Source organism: Pseudooceanicola onchidii (genome assembly GCF_004959925.1).
Taxonomy (GTDB): domain Bacteria; phylum Pseudomonadota; class Alphaproteobacteria; order Rhodobacterales; family Rhodobacteraceae; genus Pseudooceanicola; species Pseudooceanicola onchidii.
The window spans coordinates 310803-329747 of the sequence record NZ_SPUW01000001.1; the positions used below are offsets into that span (position 1 = coordinate 310803).

General features: G+C 67.9%; 9 protein-coding genes. 5 read left to right on the plus strand and 4 right to left on the minus strand.

Going from position 1 to position 18945, the window contains the following annotated elements; translation table 11 throughout:
- Window positions 1–3 precede the first annotated feature (3 nt).
- Entirely contained in the window at window positions 4–795 is a 792-nt protein-coding gene (locus tag E4S58_RS01520) for a lytic murein transglycosylase (protein ID WP_136634558.1), read from the minus strand.
- Between the two features lie 174 nt (window positions 796–969).
- Here E4S58_RS01520 and E4S58_RS01525 point away from each other — a divergent pair, with 174 nt between their 5' ends.
- Window positions 970–2382, plus strand: a complete 1413-nt coding sequence (locus E4S58_RS01525; RefSeq protein ID WP_136634559.1) for an amidase — start codon at window positions 970–972, stop codon at window positions 2380–2382.
- A gap of 94 nt (window positions 2383–2476) precedes the next feature.
- Window positions 2477–3265 (plus strand): DUF2189 domain-containing protein, encoded by a 789-nt coding sequence (locus tag E4S58_RS01530; RefSeq protein WP_136634560.1) that lies wholly within the window; start codon window positions 2477–2479, stop codon window positions 3263–3265.
- On the opposite strand, the gene E4S58_RS01535 is transcribed toward E4S58_RS01530, so the two are convergent.
- The 3 genes from E4S58_RS01535 to E4S58_RS01545 form a co-directional block, all read right to left on the minus strand.
- Complete coding sequence (locus E4S58_RS01535; protein WP_136634561.1) at window positions 3262–4524, minus strand: MFS transporter; 1263 nt, start codon at window positions 4522–4524, stop codon at window positions 3262–3264. The genes E4S58_RS01530 and E4S58_RS01535 overlap by 4 nt on opposite strands.
- An 87-nt stretch (window positions 4525–4611) precedes the next feature.
- The gene (locus tag E4S58_RS01540) at window positions 4612–8739 is read right to left on the minus strand and encodes a translocation/assembly module TamB domain-containing protein (RefSeq protein WP_136634562.1); all 4128 of its coding nucleotides are present in this window, start codon (window positions 8737–8739) and stop codon (window positions 4612–4614) included.
- Complete coding sequence (locus tag E4S58_RS01545) at window positions 8739–10520, minus strand: autotransporter assembly complex protein TamA (protein WP_136634563.1); 1782 nt, start codon at window positions 10518–10520, stop codon at window positions 8739–8741. The genes E4S58_RS01540 and E4S58_RS01545 overlap by 1 nt, the downstream gene beginning before the upstream one ends.
- Before the next feature lie 238 nt (window positions 10521–10758).
- Here E4S58_RS01545 and E4S58_RS01550 point away from each other — a divergent pair, with 238 nt between their 5' ends.
- The 3 genes from E4S58_RS01550 to E4S58_RS01560 are packed head-to-tail and all read left to right on the plus strand — an operon-like array spanning window position 10759 to window position 18922.
- Window positions 10759–14070, plus strand: a complete 3312-nt coding sequence (locus E4S58_RS01550) for a c-type cytochrome (RefSeq protein WP_136634564.1) — start codon at window positions 10759–10761, stop codon at window positions 14068–14070.
- Between the two features lie 31 nt (window positions 14071–14101).
- Window positions 14102–16399 (plus strand): caspase family protein, encoded by a 2298-nt coding sequence (locus E4S58_RS01555; protein WP_136634565.1) that lies wholly within the window; start codon window positions 14102–14104, stop codon window positions 16397–16399.
- A 24-nt stretch (window positions 16400–16423) separates the two neighbouring features.
- Window positions 16424–18922 carry a caspase family protein gene (locus E4S58_RS01560; RefSeq protein WP_169052573.1) on the plus strand — a complete coding sequence of 833 codons (2499 nt, stop codon included), beginning with the start codon at window positions 16424–16426 and terminating at the stop codon, window positions 18920–18922.
- The last annotated feature ends 23 nt before the right edge of the window (window positions 18923–18945 follow it).

The window sequence follows — 18945 nt, forward strand, 5'->3', positions numbered from 1 at the left end:
CGGTCAGCCGTCGATCCGGCGGGCCGCGATGGCGATGGCCTGCTGATAGACCGTTGCCGCGTTCCATTCGTTCAGCACGCGGAAATTCCGCGACCCCTCTCCATAGGGCTGGCCCGGTTGCCAGCCCTTCTGGCTCAGGTAGTTGGCGGTCGAGGCCATGGCGTCGGACAGGCCATAAAGGTTGACCCGCCCGTCGCCATCGCCATCCCGCCCGTAGGTCAGGACGTTGCCGGCAAGGAACTGGGTATGCCCGATCTCGCCATGCGCGGCGCCGATCGCGTTCGGGTCCAGCCAGCCGCGATCCACCATCTCCAGCGCTGCCAGCATATGGGCCGCAAAGAACTTGGACCGCCGACAGTCATAGGCGACCGTCGCGTTTGAACTCAGGACGTTGTACTTGCCCAGGAAGGATCCAAAGCCGCTTTCCATCCCGTGGATCGCCAGCAGGATCCCCGCAGGTACCCCGTAGATCCGTTCAAGCGAGGCATAGAAGGTCGCATTCGCCGCCTTGCGCTTGCGCCCGCCCGCGACGATGGCATCGACGCCGCGGATCCGCATGAAATCCTGCAGCGAATACTTCACGCCCTTCTGGTTGCGATCCGCCGCGATGGTGCCCTTGGAATATTGCACCTGCGACAGGGCCTGAAGGCCGCGCTGGCCGATGCCCTTGGCGGCCGCCTCTTGCGCGAAGGCGGCTTTCCAGGCGGCGAAGCCGTTGGCGGTATTGCCGCAGGGGGCGGCGGCGGCGGCGAAGGGCAGGGTGGCCAGGACGAGGGCGGCAATCAGGGGACGCATGAGAAACCTTTCAACGGAAATACCTTGGGGGCCAGCCTAGCGCGCCCCGGTCTTTGCCCCAAGCGATCTTTGCAGTCCCGGGGTGGCCAGGGTTACTGGGGGGCAGGGTGTGAAAAGGCTGGCGACGGGTGGGGTTCGCGGTCATGCTGCGCCGAAATTGGAAAGGCCCGCCTGATGACCCTGATCGACCTCGACGCCACCGCCCTTGTTGCCCAGATGGAGACCGGCGCGGTCACCTCGGAAGAGGTGATGACCGCCTGTCTCGACCGGATCGAGGCGGTGAACGGGCAGGTCAACGCCATCGTCGCCCTGCGCGACCGCGACACCCTGCTGGCGGAAGCCCGCGCCGCCGATGCCACCCCGCGCAAGGGCTGGCTGCATGGCCTGCCGATCGCGGTGAAGGACCTGGCGAACACCATGGGCATTCCGTCGACCATGGGATCGCCGGTACTGAAGGACTTCGTGCCCAAGCGTGACGATCTGTTCGTGGCGCGCATGCGGGCGGCGGGGGCGATCTTTATCGGCAAGACCAATGCGCCGGAATTCGGGCTGGGGTCGCACACGGTGAACCCGGTCTACGGGCCGACGCGCAACCCCTATGACACCGCGCTGTCGGCCGGTGGATCCTCGGGCGGGGCGGGGGTGGCGCTGGCTGCGGGGATGCAATGGGTCTGCGACGGGTCGGACATGATGGGCAGCCTGCGCAACCCGGCAGGCTGGAACAACGTCTACGGCTTCCGCCCGTCCTTCGGGCTGGTGCCGGGCGACGTGGACCGTGATTTCTACCTGCATCCGCTGGCGACCTCGGGGCCCATGGGCAAAAGCCCGGCAGACATGGCGGCGCTGCTGGATATCCAGTCAGGGGCCGATCCGCGCATCCCGCTGTCGTTCGACGGGCCGCAGTTCGCGGGCAACCTGCAGGCCGAGGTCGCGGGCAAGCGCGTCGGCTGGCTGGGCGACTGGGGCGGGGCCTGGCCGATGGAGGCGGGCGTGAAAGAGACCTGCGAAGCCGCGCTGTCGACCTTTGCCGACCTAGGGGTAGAGGTGGTGCAGACCGACGCGCCCTTCCCGGCGCAGGACCTGTGGCAGGCCTGGATCGACCTGCGCAGCTTTGCCGTCGCGGCCAGCTGCGCGCCGATCTATGACAACCCCACGCATCGCCCGCACCTGCGCGAAGACGCCGTGTGGGAGCTGGAGCGCGGCCGTGCACTGACGCCGGTGCAGATCCAGAAGGCCAGCGCGATCCGGTCGGCCTGGTTCCGCCGCGCCGGAGAGCTGTTCGCCGATGTGGACGCCCTGATCGCGCCGACCGCGCAGGTCTGGCCCTTCCCGATCGACTGGATGCATCCGAAGGAAATCGCGGGTCGCCGGATGGACACCTATCACCGCTGGATGGAATGCGTGATTCCGGCCTCGATCATCGGGCTGCCTGCGGCGGCGGTTCCGGCGGGCTTTGGCGACGCAGGCCTGCCCATGGGGCTGCAGATCATCGGTCCCTACAAGCGTGACCTGTCGGTCCTGCAGATCGCCCAGGCCTGGCACGAGGCGACCGACTGGCCCGCCCGCCGCCCGGCCCTGCGGGGATAGGCGGCCTGACCTACGGGGATAGATGTATGTCGGATGTACTTGATCCGGCGTGATTTTCCCGCTCTGCTGTCGTCACGACCGGCAGGAGGAGCCCATGTCGCACAGCGAGACCCCGCACCACGGACTGCCCGATCTGCGCCCGGTAAGCCGCGCCATGCTGTCACGGGCGCTGGCCCGGGGCGCGGCGGACATGCGACGCGCGCCGCTCTGGGGGCTGTTCTTTGCCCTGGCCTACGTGGCGATCGGCTGGGTTCTGGCCTGGATCACCTGGGCCACGGGGCAAAGCTATTGGCTGATCTTCGCCGCCGTGTCCTTTCCGCTGATCGGCCCCTTCGCCGCCGTCGGCCTTTACGATGTGTCGCGTCGGCTGAAGCAGGGGCAACCACTGGCCGCACGGGACATCCTGCCGGTGATCCTGCATCAGTCGAAACGCCAGCTGCCCTCGATCTGCGCCATCGTGATCTTCCTGTTCCTCGTGTGGTTCTTCATCGGCCACATGATCTTTGCGCTTTTCATGGGGCTGTCGGTGATGACCAACGTGTCCTCGTCGTTCGAGGTCTTCCTGACCCCAAACGGCCTGGCCATGCTGACGGTCGGCACCGGGGTCGGGGCGCTCTTTGCGCTGCTGCTTTACATGATCACCGTGATCTCGCTTCCGCTGCTGCTGGACCGGGAGGTCGATTTCGTCACCGCGATGATCGCCTCGTTCCAGACGGTCACGCGCAGCCCCGGGCCGATGCTGGGCTGGGCGGTGCTGATCGTGGTGCTGACCTTCGTGGCGATGATTCCGCTGTTTCTGGGCCTCTTCTTCGTGCTGCCCCTGCTGGGCCACGCGACCTGGCACCTCTATGACCAGGCGGCCTATGGCGACCGGGCGTCCTAGCCGCGCGCCCGGGCAAACCCGCGTCCAAGCGGACCCCAGGCCACCAGCGTCAGAAGCGCCGCCGCCAGCGCCGCGACGATGAAGGGCACGACCAGCGCCACGCCGCGCGAGACGATCCCTTCGGCCAGCGACACCAGAACGCCCGACAACAGCAGCCCGACCGGCATCATGCCCCAGGCCAGCAGGCGGTAGATGCTGTTCACCCGACCCAGAAGCGCATCCGGGATCACCCGCTGGCGATAGGATACCGACACGGTGTTCCACACCAGCCCGGTGAACTCGAACGCCGCGAGGATCGCCGCCAGCGTCCAGCCGCCCGGCGCCACCGCCACGCCCGCGAAGGCCACGGCCGAGGCCAGCGTCATCCACTGCGCCGACCGCCCTGGCCCAAGTGCCCGCACCACCCGGTCGGCCAGAAGCCCGCCCAGGATGCCCCCCACGGCCCCCGCCGCCAGGATCAGCCCGTAGGCCCGCGCGCCCAGGCCGAAGTTTTCCTGCACGTGCAGGACCAAGGCGATCACCACCATCTGGTGCAGCAGGTTCCACACCCCCGTGATCACCGCCAGCAGCCGCAGCAGCGGCGCGTCGCGCAGGAAACTCAGCCCCTCGCCCAGCTCGCGCCGCCAGTTGCGGGTGGCGGATTGCGCGGGGCGGAAGGTGCCGGTCATCTGCATCACCAGCAGGACGGCCACGACATAGGCGGCGGCATTCACCGCGAAGGGCAGCCAGACCGCCGCCGCGATCAGGAAGGCGCCAAGCGCGGGGCCCAGCAGGGCATTGCCGATCAGCTCCACGCTCCAGAGCCGCCCGTTCGCGACCTCGAGCCGGTCGTGCGGTACCAGCGTGGGGAGCATGGTCTGGGCGGCATTGTCGCGAAAGACCTCGGCCGTGCCAATGATAAGTGCGCAAAGCAGCAGGACCGCGAAGGTGCCCGGCGCGCTGATCCCGTGAAGCGGCGGATCGGCGAAGGGCAGGGTGGCCAGCAGCACACCGACCGCGACGACAAAGCCCGCCGCGCGCAGCATGTCCATCGCCAGGATCAGCCGCCGCCGGTCGACCCGGTCGGTCACGATCCCGGCGGGCAGGGCAAACACGAACCACGGCAGCCGCACCGCGACGGGCATCAGCGCGACGAAGATCGGATCGCGGGTCAGAAGCGTGGCCAGCCAGGCCCAGACCACCAAGGCGATGCCGTCAGCCAAGTTGGTAAAGCCGCTGGCGGCGATGAAGGTGGCTAGGCGTCGGGAGGGTTCGGTCATGATGCCGACTGAACGGCGTCACGCGCCGGTCGGCAAGGGGGAACGGCGCGGGCGGGCCGCAAAACGGCTGTTGCGGCCCGCGCGGTCCTAGTAGTCCTTTTCGAAGAACAGCCCGAGGCTTGAATCCCCGTCGGAGCCGACCTTGCCCTTGGCCGTCAGGCTTCGCGTCACATCCAGGTTGATCGACAGGCTGGTCTTGCCGCCGCTGGTCGCCTCGACCTCGGTATAGACGTTCTCCGAGATGTACTTGCCCGCCGACAGGGCGGTTTCCCCGTCCGAGGTCTGGCTGACGTCCAGGTCGTCAAGGCCCGCGCCATCTCGGATCTTGCCCACCACGCCGCCGCCGCCTTTGCCGGTCAGTTCCGCGATGGCCAGGGCCAGCCGCGCCGCCTGGAACGGCGACAGGGACGTGATGTCGCGTTCGAAAAACAGCTGCGACAGCACCTCGTCCTCGGGCAGTTCGGGGCGCGAGGTGAACAGGACCTGCGGTTCGGCCACCGGCCCGTCCAGGATGATCTGCACCACGTATTCGCCCGACTGGCTTTCCGCGACCAGCCGCACGATCGGGTCGAACCCGCCCGCCAGCCGCACCCGGCCTTCGGTGAACTCAAGCCGCTTGGTCAGGATGTCGATCCGACCGCGCATCAGGTCGAACTGGCCGACCGGCTGCACGTCGGCGGTGGTGCCTGTCAGGGTCAGCCCGCCGCGCAGTTCCGCGTCGATGCCGCGCCCGCGCAGGAACATGGCATCCGTCGACTCGATCCGCAGGTTCAGGCCAAGCGCGCTGCCCGACCCGCTGCCGCCGCCCGATCCGTCCCCGTCGGTCAGACCGGCGCGGGCACGGGTGGTGCGGCTGGCGCGGTCTTCGTTGACGTGGCGCATGTCGGGGATCGGTTCGACCCCGCCGAAGCCGCCCGAGGGAATGCGCAGCTCGGTCCCCGACAGGCCGATCCGTCCGCCGATGACGCCGCCGCCGGTCAGCCCGCCCGACACGGTCACCTGCCCGTTGAGGGTCGTGGTCACCAGACCCGGGCGCGTGAAGGGCACGTTGGCGAGCGACGCGGTCAGGTTCGCCGGATAGGCCCCCGACAGCGTGACGGGGCCATTCAGGCTAAGCGCGCCGCCGTTCATCGCTGCCCGCAGGTCCAGCTGCGCCCGGCCCGAGGACAGCGCGACCGTGCCGGTGATATCCTCGACCACAAGCCCCAGCCCCGGCTCGGACGCGCGGCCCCCGTTCAGCGTGACCTGACCGCTGAGCGCATCGAGCCCGGGCGCCCCGGTCATCGCCAGATCGAAGCTGGCCGTGCCGGTCACGCTGCGCGGCGCGATATAGGGGTTGGCCAGCGCCAGCGGCGCCGTGCCCGTGATGTCCAGATCGACCGCGCCGCCCGGCAGCCCGGCCCGGCCCGTGACCCGCGCATTGGTGCCGCCCGGCCCCTCGGCCGTCACGTTCAGCGTCAGCGCGCCGTCCTCACCCTGTTGCACCGACCCGCTGGCGGACACCGGGCCCGCGGGCGCCTGCGGCACGACCCCGGCCAGAGAGGCGAGGCGGGCCGAGAAATCAAGCGCGGTATCGCCACTGGCCACGACGCCGCTGGCGCGGGCGGTGACGGTGCGGCCATCGACCGTGGCGCTGTCCAGCCGCAGCCGCGCGCCGTCCAACCGGCCGCGCACCGCAACCTGCGTGGTGCCCGCCAGAAGCGTATCGGCCAGCGCCTGTCCGGTGCCGATGTTCTGCACCTCTCCGTCCAGATCCAGCAGGTAGCCTTCGCCGTCCTGCACGGCCCGCAACGTCGCCTCCAGGGGACCGCCGGTGCCGCCAAGCGGCAGGCCGCTGTCGGCCAGACGCGCGGTCAGGGTCACGTCGCGGCGGCCTTCGGTCAGGTCGCCTTCGGCATGGGCGGTCACCGCGTCGTTCGCGATGTCCAGCCTGTTAAGCGTGATCAGATCGCCCAGCACCGCCTGCGCCGTCACCTGCGTGCGCCCACGCAGCAGCAGGTCGGCCTGCGCCACGCCGGTCTTCAGGTCGCGCCCGGTGCCATCCAGCGTGACGACAAAACCCGCGTCGCTTTCGCGCGCCGTGACCGTCGCGGTCAGCGGCCCGCCCGGCGTGCCGGTCAGATCACCACTGTCGAACAGCTCTCCGGTGACGGTGACCTGCCGTGCGCCGGCGGTCAGCTCTCCTTCCGCGCGGATGTCCATCGCGGGGGTGGTGATCGTTGCGCGGTCCAGCAGGATGCGATCGTTCAGCAGCACGCGGGCCGAGACATCGACTTCGCCGCGCAGCAGGGCATCCGCCTGCGCGATCCCGGTGGCCAGATCCTCTCCGCCGCCGTCGAGCGTGATGGTAAAGGTGTCTTCCTTGCGTGCGACTACGCCGGTCAGTTCGATCGGCCCGCCATCCACACCCATGAACGCGCCCGAGTTCGCCAGCCGCGCCGAATAGTCGATCCGCCCGTCCGCGTTGTCGACCGTGCCCGAGGCCGCCAGCGCGATCTGGTCATTGGTCAGGCTGAAGGTGTCGATGGTGATCCCCTCGGGGCTGCGCGCCACCGCCACCTCGAGCGCGGCGTTGCCGCCGATCACCGGATCAAGCCGGTCGATCCCAAGCGCCAGATCCGTGGTCGCGGCAGTGGCAGTGACCGAGAAGCTGCCGCCCAGCAGGTCATAGGACAGGTCGAACGTCGCATCCGCTGCGCCCAGCAGGTCGGTGCCCGCCAGATCGGCAAACCGGCCAAGGTCCTCAAGCGCGGCGCGCCCCGCTGCGGTCAGGATCGAGGTGCCGCCGCCCGCCGTCAGCGTGGCATCCACCTGCGCCTGATACCCCGTGCCCTGCAGGTCCAGCCCGCGCATTTCAAGATCCGCGCCCTCGGCCCAGGTCACGCGGGTCCGGGCGGTGATGTTTTCCCCAAGCGCCTGCTGCATGGCCGCGTCGTCAAAGCTGACGCCCGCCAGTTCGGCCGCGATATCCAGATCGACCGCCGGGGCGGTGCCGGTGTCCAGCGTGCCGGTCAGCGTCAGCGTGCCGTTTTCGATCGCGGTGCCGGGTTGCGCGAACCCGGCCATGGTGATCTGCGCCGACACGTCGTCGCCCTGCGCGGCGTCGAACTGCGCTGCGATCTCGGCCCGGCGCAGCGACAGGTCGGTGCCGAAGGGCAACACGACAGGCGCGCCGTCCGCAGCGGCAATCACGCCGGTCAGGTCAAAGCGCGCGGGCTTGCCGTCGGGCGTGGTATCGAGCGAGCCGGTCAGATCCACCGTCGCGGCCTTCAGCGCGAACTGGTCGAGCGACAGCGCGCCATCGGCGGTACGTGCGCCCTGCACGGTCAGACGGACATCATCGCCCAGGAATTCGCGCGCCTGCGGCAACAGAAGGGCGGTCAGGTCGCCGCCGACATCCGCAGCAAAGGATTGTGCGCCCTCTTCGTCCCCGCGCAGCGTGACGCTGCCCGCCAGCCGGTCTGCCCCGTCCGAGGTCAGGCGGATATCGGCGGTGAAGTCGTCCAGCGGGCCCGATCCGTCGACGTTCAGCGACAGGGCAGGGCGGCCGGGCAGGTCGAGGATCCGGGCGGTGATGCCGTTCTCGGGCTCCTCGGCGGCGATGTTCAGCACCAGCTGGTTCTCTTCTGGCTGAAGATCCAGTTCGACCGCGATACGTCCGTCCCGGTCCACCCGGTCCAGCGTCAGGGTCGTGGCCAGGTGGGAGTCATCCAGCAGCGCGTTGCCGTCGAAGGTAAAGACGGCCTCTTCGCCCAGCAGGTCCGACCCAAGGCGAAGTTGCCCGATCGCCAGTTTGCCGACGTTGACCGACACCGGCAGGTCCGGGATCGCAAAGCCCGAGGCCTCGGCCTCGGACCCGCCGCCCGCGGGGGCGCGGGTGATCGTCAGCGCCTCGGCCGACAGTTCGTTGACTTCCAGCCGCCCGCGCAGCAGCGCGGACCGGTTCCAGTCCAGCACGGCGCCGGTCAGTTCCAGCCAGACGCCGTCGTCATCGGCGATGGTCATCCGGTCCAGCGTCGCCCGAGAGCTCAGCGCGCCGCGAAAGCCTTCGATCTGCACGGTCCGCCCGGCATCCGACAGCGTGTCCTGCAACAACCGCGCCAGGTAGCCCTGGCCATCGTCATCCTGTGCCCGCACGGGCGTCGGCACGGCCGACACGAAGGCCAGGACAAGCGCGACAAGGGCCGCGCAGAGATATGTATGGATCCGTATCATCAGAAGGACTGCCCGATGCCGACGTAAAGACTGACGCTCTTGCTGTTGCCGGTGATCGGCACGGCCAGGTCGGCGCGCACCGGGCCGATCCCGGTCTTGTAGCGCACGCCGATGCCCGCGCCCGCGTGCCAGTTGCCGCCGTCGAACGACGGAGAGGCCGCGACATAGCCATAGTCCACGAAGGCCACGGCGCCGATGTTGTCGGTGATGCCGGCCCGCACCTCGGTGCTGAACCCGGCAAAGGACCGACCGCCGGTGCGCGTAGGCCCGGTGCCCACACCAAGCGACTGGTAGCCCTGGCCGCGCACCGTGCCGCCGCCGCCCGAATAGAACAGGAAGTCCGGCGGGGTGGCGGCGATCGACGATCCCATGACCGACCCAAGCTGCATCCGCCCGGCCAGCACGAACCGTTCGCCAAGCGACCGGTAGCCGCGCAGATCGGCTGTGGCCCGCACCCCCGAGGCCGAGCCGGACAGGCCGACGAAGGGCGTCACCTCGATATCCGCATAAGCCCCCTTGGTCGCATCCGAGGTGCTGTCGCGGTTGTCCCATTCGACCCCGGCGGTGAACAGCAGGTGGCGGAAATCGCGGGTGCCGAAGGTGTCGCGGCTTTTGGCGATCCGCAGCCCGACCTCGCCGGTCACGGTCAGCCGGTCGGTCAGGATCCGCTCGACCCCGACCGAGACTTCCAGCAGGTCGGTCAGATAGGTCGGCTCGTCCTCGCGCTGGAGGATCGCGCCGAAGGTCAGCTGCGCATCCGGGTGGCGGAAGGCGGGCCGGGTCAGCGTGACGCCAAGCGAATAGTCGATGCCGCCGGTCTGCCCGCCGATCCCCGCGACCTCGGCATCAAACCGCAGCCGTTCCGCGCCGCCAAAGGCGTTGCGGTGCATCCAGAATCCGGTCAGCCGCAGGCCTTCGACGGTCGAGACCTCGGCGCCGACGCCGAAGCGGCGCTGTTTCGCATCCTCGACCGCGATCTCGGTGCCAAGCGTGTCGCCGGGGCCGATCGCCTCGTCCTCGCTCACCACGGCCGAACGGAAGGCGCCGGTGCGGCGCAGGCGGCGTTCGGCCTTGTCTATCTCCTCGGGGCTGAAGACCTTGCCCTCGGGGATGCCGGCGATGGCGCGGATCCGTTCGGGGCGGACCTTGCTGTCGGCACTGTCGGCCGAGATCCGGGGGCGCCCGAAGGTCAGGCGCGGGCCGGGAGTGATCCCGAACCGCGCGGCGACGGTGGTGGCGCGGTGGTCCGCGGTGATCTGCTGGTCCGTGACCTCGGCCTTGGCGTGGCCGACCTGTCGCCAGCTTTCCACCCCGGCCTGTGCGGCTTCGCGCATCACGGCCGTGCCGGCCCGCGCGCCCGGGGCAAAGCCCGGCACCGGCGACGTCAGCGGTGGCAGCGGGGCCACCCGGGCCTCGGAGAAGGTAAAGGCAGGGCCGGGGGTCACCGCGATCTCGACCGTGTTGACGGCGGTCGGCGGGCGCAGCGTGTCCAGCGACGCGGCTTCGCGGCCATCGACCCGGATGTGGACCTCGGCGCTGAAATACCCTTGTTCGTAAAGCGCGGCCAGCACGCGGGCGTAATCCGCCTGCGCCGCCGCGACCAGATCCTGCGGCTGCACGCGGCCTTCGTTCAGGGCCGTCGCAGTCAGCGAGGCGCCGCGCACGGCATCGTCCAGATCCTCGGGCGCGGTGACACGCAGATCGGCGGCCAGCGCAGGCATGGCGGAGACGGCCAATCCGGCCAGAAACAGGGCCCGGAGGGCGGGAAGGCGGAGTGTCATCAGCGGGTGTTTCGCGGCAGGGAAGGCATCGCCTTCAACCTAGCCTCGCCATCGGCAAGTTCCAGCGGATTCGGCCGCAGGGGCAATCCATGGCAACAACCCGCGCTTGGAAACACGGACATGTGTAAGATGACAATTGTCGTCACGAGGGAAAAAGGTGGGGTATTCCTGCCTAAAGTGTTTTGAGTCTTCGGTTTAGGTTTTTATTGTCGACTCGTTCAGACCGCACGGATTCATTATGAAAAAGCAGCTTGCCGCCACGTTTCTTGTCATGTCCCTGGCCTTGCCCGCAGCGGCGCAGGGCTTCGACGACACCAGTTTTGACAGCTACCGGCCCGATCTGGCGCGCGGTGAACGCCTGTTCGAGGTCGGCGCCTGCGCCTCGTGCCACCTTGAAAAGGGCGCGACGCTGGATCCGGCAGCCCCCGTCCTTGGCGGCGGGATGGAGATCGACAGCCCCACTTTCGGCACCATCCGCGTGCCCAATATCACCGGATCCTCGGCCGGGATCGGCGACTGGAGCCGGGGCGATTTCCTGAACGCGATGCTGCACGGCACCTCGCCCGAGGGCGGGCAGTACATGCCGCTGTTTCCCTATGAATTCTACGCGAAGATGAAGCCCGAACACGTCGTGGACCTGTTCGAATACATCAAGCAGAGCGCGCCGAAGTCCGACCGCGCCTCGGAACCGCATTCGATCCTGCTGACCCGGCGGCTGTTCGGCAAGACACCCTGGCGGTTCTCGTTCGAACCGGCGGCCTATGACGGGCAGGGCGACAGCGAAAGCGATGCGGTCGCCTGGGGCAAGTACCTGACCGAAGGCGTCGCGGCCTGCGGCGCCTGCCACACCCCGCGCAATTCGGCCTTCATCCTCGAGGACACGCAGGCCAACACCGGCGGCATCAGCCCCCTGGGCGAGGTCGCGGGCGACATCACCAAGGCAGCGCTGTCACCGCTTGGACCGGACGGGTTCCACGACATCATCGCCCGGGGCACGGGGTTGGACGGCCAGACGCCGGTGCAGGGCACCATGGCGCGCGTGTCGGCCATGCTTGGGCAGGCCGATGAGTCCGACCGGATCGCCATCTATCAATACCTTGCCGACCTGAAGGACCTGCCGAAACCCGTGGTCGAGATGACCTGCGACGCGCCGCAGTCGCCGGTTTCGGACGCTTCGCCCGAACTGACCTCGGCCGTCGACGACTTCTTTGCTCGTCAGTGCAAAAGCTGCCACGTGCGCGGCGCCTCGGCCGCGTCCAAGGCGGTGCTGGCCTCGGCCTCGCGCGTGGCCTCGGACACCTCTCTGGTGAGCCCGGGCGATCCATCGACCTCGGCGCTCTATCGCTCGCTCTCGACCATGCCGCCGGGCAACGCCACCTCTGACAGCGACCGCAAGCTGGTCGAGGACTGGATCGCGGGCCTGGCCGTCGACAAGTCCTTCCTGACGGCGGAAAAGATCGACCCGCCGCGCGACGGCAGCCGGATGCACATGACGTTCGAGGCCGAGAACCGCGCCGTCCAGCAGCACCTTGTCGCGCAGGACGACAACGACCGGCCCTTCATGCGCTATTTCACCTTCCGGCACCTGCAGAACGGCCAGCTGCCCTGCCAGTCGATGGACGATTTCTTCGAACAGCACATGAACGGTTATCTCGCCGGGCTGAACAAGCTGGTGAATTCCCTGTCGTGGGAACCGAAGGTGACCAAGGTCGAACCGATCGCGGACGGCATGGGCGTCTATGCCATCGACATCCGCGATTACGGCTGGACCCACCAGCAGTGGGAAGCCCTGATCGCCGGCCAGATCCCCGGGCTTGAGGAGGCGCTGCCCTATCCCTACGGTCTTGATCCCTTTGGCGCTGAACGCGACGAGAACCTGACCCAGATCGCGCAGATCACCGGCACCTCGGTCCCGATCATGCGCGGCGACTGGTTCGTCGCGAACGCGGGCGAACCCTTCGCCTACAAGTTCATGCTCAACCTGCCCGACACCGTGCAGGAGTTCGAGAGCCACCTTCTGCGCGTCGACCGGATCGGCGACATCCAGCGCCGCGACGTGATGCGCGCCGGGTTCCTCGAAGGCGGGTCGGGGGTCAGCCAGAACAACCGCCTGATCGAACGGCTGGTCCAGCCTACGGGGGGCTACTACTGGGTGTCGTATGACTTCGACCGGGCGGTGGCCTCGGAAAAGCGGCTCAAGCAAAGTCCGCTTGGTCCGCGCGAAGCCTTCCCGCCCACACAGCACGTCTTCGATGGCGACGGCGGAGAGATGATCTTTACCCTGCCCAACGGCATGCAGGGCTATTACCTGACCGACGGCCCCGGCCATTTCATCCCCGACGGCCCGACCTCGGTGGTATTCTTCAAGGGGGAAAGCCCGGTCTCGGGGGCCACGATTTCCAACGGGTCGGCCTGCATGACCTGCCACCTGAACGGCCCGATCGAGGGCTATGACCAGATCCGCGACGCCGTCGAGGCGCAGGGGATCGACCGCGTCACGCTTGAGATCGTGCGCGACATCTATGCCGAGGACGACGCGCTGCGCGAGGCCTATGCCGAGGACACCAACCGCTATCTCGACGCGCTGGCGAAGTCCGGCGGGGATTACACCATTCCTGAAGGTCCGGGTCGGTACCACCACGAACCGGTGACCAACACCATCGCCAAGTACTTTGATGAGCTCGACAAGGATCTGCTGGCCGCCGAATTCGGCCTGACCTTCGATGAATTGCAGGACCGCGCCAAGACGCTGCCCTTCTCGGCCGCGAAGGACCGGCTGCATGCCTGGTTCGCGGATATCGAAGGGCGCGGGCTGGTCGAACGCTACGAGGTTGAGGAAAGCTTCCAGATCGTCGCGGCGGCCCTGTACCTGACCACGCCGCGCCCGCAGGTTGGCCATGCCGTGCCGCAGACCGCCAGCTATCAGCCGACCCATGTGGCCGCGGCCCCGGTGGTCACCCACGTGCCGACGCCCGCGCCCGCCGTGCAGCATGCCCCGGCGCCGCGCACCATCGCGGCCCAGCCGGGTGCCGCTGCCCCGCAGCGCCATGGCCTGACCGTCCGGGTCGAGAACCCGCACCTCAAGGTCTGCGAAGGCGCGCGGTTCACGGTGCAGACCGACCGCGCCTGCCTGCTGGACGTGATCTATCCTGACACCCGCGCAGGCACTTTCTTCCGCCTGTCCGAAGCCGCCATCGGCGCGCCCATCCTGATGCCCGGAGAGGTCCGCCAGATCCCGCAGCCGGGGCGCGAACTGCAGTCGCACACCCCGTCTTCGGGCGTGGATATCGCGATCAACTGCTATCCTGGCTTCGGCAGCTATGCCGAACTGGGGACGGATCTTCTCAAGACGCTCGAGCAGTACAATGCCACGCAGGGTCGGACGAAGAACTTCTCGGAGATCGTGTCCAACGTGACGGAACAGACCTTCGAACAGCGCCAGTCCCCGACCGTGACCGACGACGACCCGCTGGCCCCGGTCACCGCCACCGTGCGCTTTTCGATCACCGAGGACCGGACGCGGCTGGATGCCAACGGCCAATGCAAGTGACGACCCGAGGAGAATTGTGAAGGAGTAAGTGATGCGCCTGTTTTCCGCCCTGCTGACCGCCGCCGCGCTGGCCCTTCCCGGGCTGGCGCAGGCGCAGTCGGTCCTGTTCAAGAACTTCTCGGAAGTGCAGGTCACCGGCGCCGTCACCGCCGAGGCCAGCGTGAATTCCCACGCGCTGATCATCTTCAATTCGGACTACGACCATCCCGGCATCAGCGACCTGCCGGTCACGGCCAACGATGCGCAGGCGGTGCGGCGGCTGTTCGTCGGCATGGGTTACCCGCCGGGCAACATCACCATGGTCGACAATGCGCCCAAGGACGACCTGAAACGCGCGGTCTTCGACTTCACCGCGCGGCTGACCGACGACAGTTCGGTCGTGGTCTACTATTCCGGGCACGGCATCAGCTTTGCCGGGGATGCACGCAACTACATCGTGCCGGTGGATCTGGATCCGCAGGTGCAGGGCGGTGCACGGTCCCTGCGCGAACGGATCTTCAAGGACCGGGCGGTCAACTTCAACGACGACGTTCTGGGCACGATCAAGCTGGCGGGCCCCAAGGGCGTGGTCGTCTTCTATGACGCCTGCCGCAATTCCCCGATCGCCACGGACGACGCGACCAAGGCCGTGGGCGCCGAGGCCAGCTTCGTGCCGGCCAAGATCCAGGGCACGGCGATGTTCTATTCCGCCCGCGCCGGGCAGACCTCGCTTGCCGCGCTCGACAGTGAAAACGATGCGAACCTGTCGGTCTACACCCGGGTTCTGGTGACCAAGCTGGCGGCGAACCCGACCATGCGCCTGTCGGACCTTCATGCGGTCGTGCAGTCCGACGTGTCCCGGCTGGCCCGTGAAAAGGCCGGCGGGCACAGGCAGCACCCGGTCTTCGAGGACGAGCTGGACTATTCCCGGTCGGATCACAACGAATTCTGCCTCGCCACGGTCACGGTAAACGGCGTCGCCCGCTGCACCGGCCGGGACGAGATCCTGACGCCGGGCGGCGGCCAGGTCCAGCAGGCGGCGGTCGGTGGCTCGACCACCTCGACCGCGCCCGCAACGCCGGGCGTGACCGCAGGCGGCAAGGCCGACACCGAACGCCTGTACTGGGAAAGCGTGAAGGACAGCGAAGACCCGCGCGAGGTGCAAAGCTATCTCGATCTCTATCCGCAGGGCTTCTTCGCCCCGATTGCGCGGCTGCGGGTCGACAAGCTGATGGCGGCGCTGCAGGCCGAGGAAGACCGCAAGGCCGAGCATCAGGCCACTGTCGCCGCCGAAGCCGCCTTCTGGAATTCGGTCAAGGACATGGACGATCCGGAGATGATCCGGCTTTACATCGAACAATACCCCGAGGGGCAGTTCCGTCCGCTGGCCGAAGCCCGCATCGCCCAGATCCAGAACGCGGCGGTGAATTCGCGCCAGGCGCAGGCGGCGCAGATGTACGCGCAGGCCCAGGCGGCCGATACCCAGCAGGCCTACCAGGGATACCTGAACCTCTATCCGGCGGGCGAACATGCCAGCGCCGTGCGGGCGCACCTCAGCCGGATGCAGTCGCTGTATCAGCCGTCGTGGTGTCGCGGCGGCGCGTCGCTCAATCCGACCGAACGCGCGATCTGCGACAACTATGAACTGGGCCGCCTGGACCAGCAGCTGAACGAGGTCTTCGTGACGGCCCGCGCCCAGAACCGGACCAACAACGCCGATCAGTCGTCCTGGCGGACCGGGGTGCGGGATGCCTGCGGGCTTAACCCGTCCTGCGTCGGGCAGGTGACGGCGCAGCGTATCGCGCAGCTGCGCGGCGCGGCCTACAGCCCGGCGCGTCCCTCGGCGCCGCAAAGCCGCTATGCCGCCTGTCCCGCACCGACCGGCACCTGGCAGGTCCAGAACGTGTCGACCGGCGACTGGCTGAACATCCGCGCCGCGGCCGGATCGTCGTCCAAGGCGGTCGGCGCACTGGCCTTCAACGATACCGGCGTGACGGTGCATGGCTGCCAGGGCAACGGATGGTGCCGCGTGTCGCTTGGCTGTGCCAGCGGCTGGGCCTTCGGCAAGTACCTGGGCGAAGGCCGCACCGTGCAGAATGCCACCCACACCGGCCTTTACCGCGTCGTGGATCACCCGATGGACCAGCTTCTGAATGTCCGGACCGGTCCCGGCACCGAATTCCCGATTGTCGGAGAGCTTGCCCCCGATGCCACCAATATCCAGGTCGGCGACTGCCAGCGCGTCAAGGGCTGGAAGATGCGGTGGTGCTCTGTAAGACACGCCTCCGGCACGATTGGCTGGGCTTATGGGCAATATCTTGCCAACCAATGGGGCCAGAAGCCAAGCTGACGGCACGCCCGAAGAAAGACGATGATGACCCTGATCCGTTCCCTCCTTGCCCTTGTCCTGATCGCCCTGACCACCCCCGTCATGGCGCAGGCCGTCCTGTTCAAGAACTTCTCCGAGGTGCAGGTCACCGGCCCGATCGCGCGTGAGCTGTCGGGCGACAACCACGCGCTGATCATCTACAATTCCGAATACGAACACGACGGGATCAGCGATCTGCCGGTGACGGAAAACGACGCCAAGGCAATCCAGAAGCTGTTCGAAGGGATGGGGTACCCGACCCAGAACATCAAGGTCATCGCCAACGGCGACAAGGACACGCTGGAAGAACAAGTGTTGTTCTTCGCCTCGACCCTGACGCGCGACAGTTCGGTCGTGGTCTACTATTCCGGCCACGGCATCAGCTTTGACGATGACCCGTCGAACTATGTCGTGCCCGTCGACATGAACCCCGAGGTCTCGGCCCCGAACGCCGCCGCGAAGGAACTGCTGTTCAAGCGTCGGTCGGTGAACTTCAACAAGGACGTGCTGGGCATCATCAAAAGCGCGGGGCCCAAGGGCGTGGTCGTCTTCTACGACGCCTGCCGCAATTCGCCGGTGACCGCCGGGGACGGCACCAAATCCGTGGGCCGGTCGGACAGCTTCGTGCCGGCCAAGATCGAAGGCACGGCGATGTTCTATTCGGCGTCCTCTGGCCAGACCTCTCTGGCCTCGCTTGGCCCGCAGGACGACGTGCACCTGTCACTTTATACCCGCGTGCTGGTCAGCCAGCTGTCGTCGAACCCGTCGATCCGCCTCAGCGACCTGCATTCCCAGGTGCAGGGCGAGGTCACGACCATGGCCCGCACGCGCGCGGGCGGCCACAGCCAGAAGCCGGTCTACGAGGACAAGCTGGATTATTCGAATTCCGAGAACAAGGAATTCTGCCTGGCCTCGGTCATGGTCAACGGCGTGCCGCGCTGCACCGGCCGCGAAGGGCTGAAGGTGGCCTCGGGCGGCGGCGACCTGCCCGAGGGGTTTTGTGAAAACGCCCCCGTCCAGGCCACGCTGGCGGGCATCACCGACCTGACGCAGCTGCGCGCCGACCGCGATACCTATTTCCGCTGCACCGCCCTGCGCACCGCGATCGACGCCCGCATCGCCACGCTGAACTGGGACAGCACCACCGCGACCAACAGCTGCGACGCCTACCGCAGCTACCTGCGCAACTTCCCCGGATCGGTCCACGCCGCCACCGCCCAGGCCCGCGAGGCCGAGGCCTGCCGGGTCCTGTCGCCCGCCGAACTGGCGCATCACATCGGCATCTGTGAAAGCGTCTACCGCAACTTCAGCTTCGGCAACACGAACATCCCGGCGGCCGATCTGGCGGCGGCCACGGAAAGCTGCAAGGCGGCCTCGAACGCCCGTCCGACCGATTACGAGCTGGGCTTCAAACGGGCCGAGCTGTTGCTGGCCACGGGACAGCAGACCGACTGGCAGCAGGCGGTCGAACTGCTGTCGAATGCCGCGATTTCGGACTATCCCAAGGCGGCGATCCGTCTGGGCGACTATTATTCCAGCGACAACGCGGGCTTCCTGACGCGCGATCTGAACCAGGCGCTGACCTGGTACGAACGCGCCACCAAGATGCAGCGGATCGCGGCGCCCGACATGGTGGCGTCCCTCTACCGGATTGCCGCGCTTTACGACGAACTGGGGTCCGCGCATCTGGCCACGGATGCCTACCGCCGGATCGTGCAGATCGAACGCAGCCCCCGCGCTCTGCTGGACCACGCCCGGTCGATCCCCGAAGGGCAGGCGGGCCGGGTCCAGCCCGACGATGTCTATGACCTGGTCTTCACCAAGTGGAACGACGGCGACACCGCGTTCCAGATCGGCGAGGCCTGGGAGGCCGGGGCGCACGGCGGGCCGAACCTCAAGAAGGCGCAGCAATGGTACGAACGTGCGCAGAAACTGGGGAACGCCGCCGCCGGTTCCAAGATCGCGCAGGTCAGCACCTCGGGCAGCACGGGCGGAGACGGCAGCTATGACGCGCTGCTGGCCTGCATCGACGAGGCCGAACGCCAGCTGCGCCCGCAATCCCGGCAGGAGGACACGGTGAACTGCCTGCAGACCTACCTGTCGCGCGCCTCCATGACCGACCCCTACCGCGCCGAGGTCGAGGAATACCTGGCCGATCTGACGGCCTCGACCCCGGTGGCGGCCACGCCTGCCGCCCACCCGGCCGCGCGGTTCAACGGCAGCTACTCCGGCTGGCGCGGCTATACCGATGGCGGCCGCCGGTCGCCCTCGAAGGAATGCCTGAACCGCTACAGCTTCACGGCCGAGATCACCGATGGCCAGATCCGCTTCTGGTCTGACGGGCGCACCTTTACCGGGTCGGTCGATGCCAACGGGTTTGTCAGCATCGACCGCACCGGGCTGAGCCCCCGGTCGAAGACGCCCTTCACCATCGACGGCCCGCTGACCGAGGCCCATATGTATTCCGGCTACTGCGGCAACGGATATTTCCGCCTGCAGATGTAGTCGACGGCAGACCAGAGCAGAAG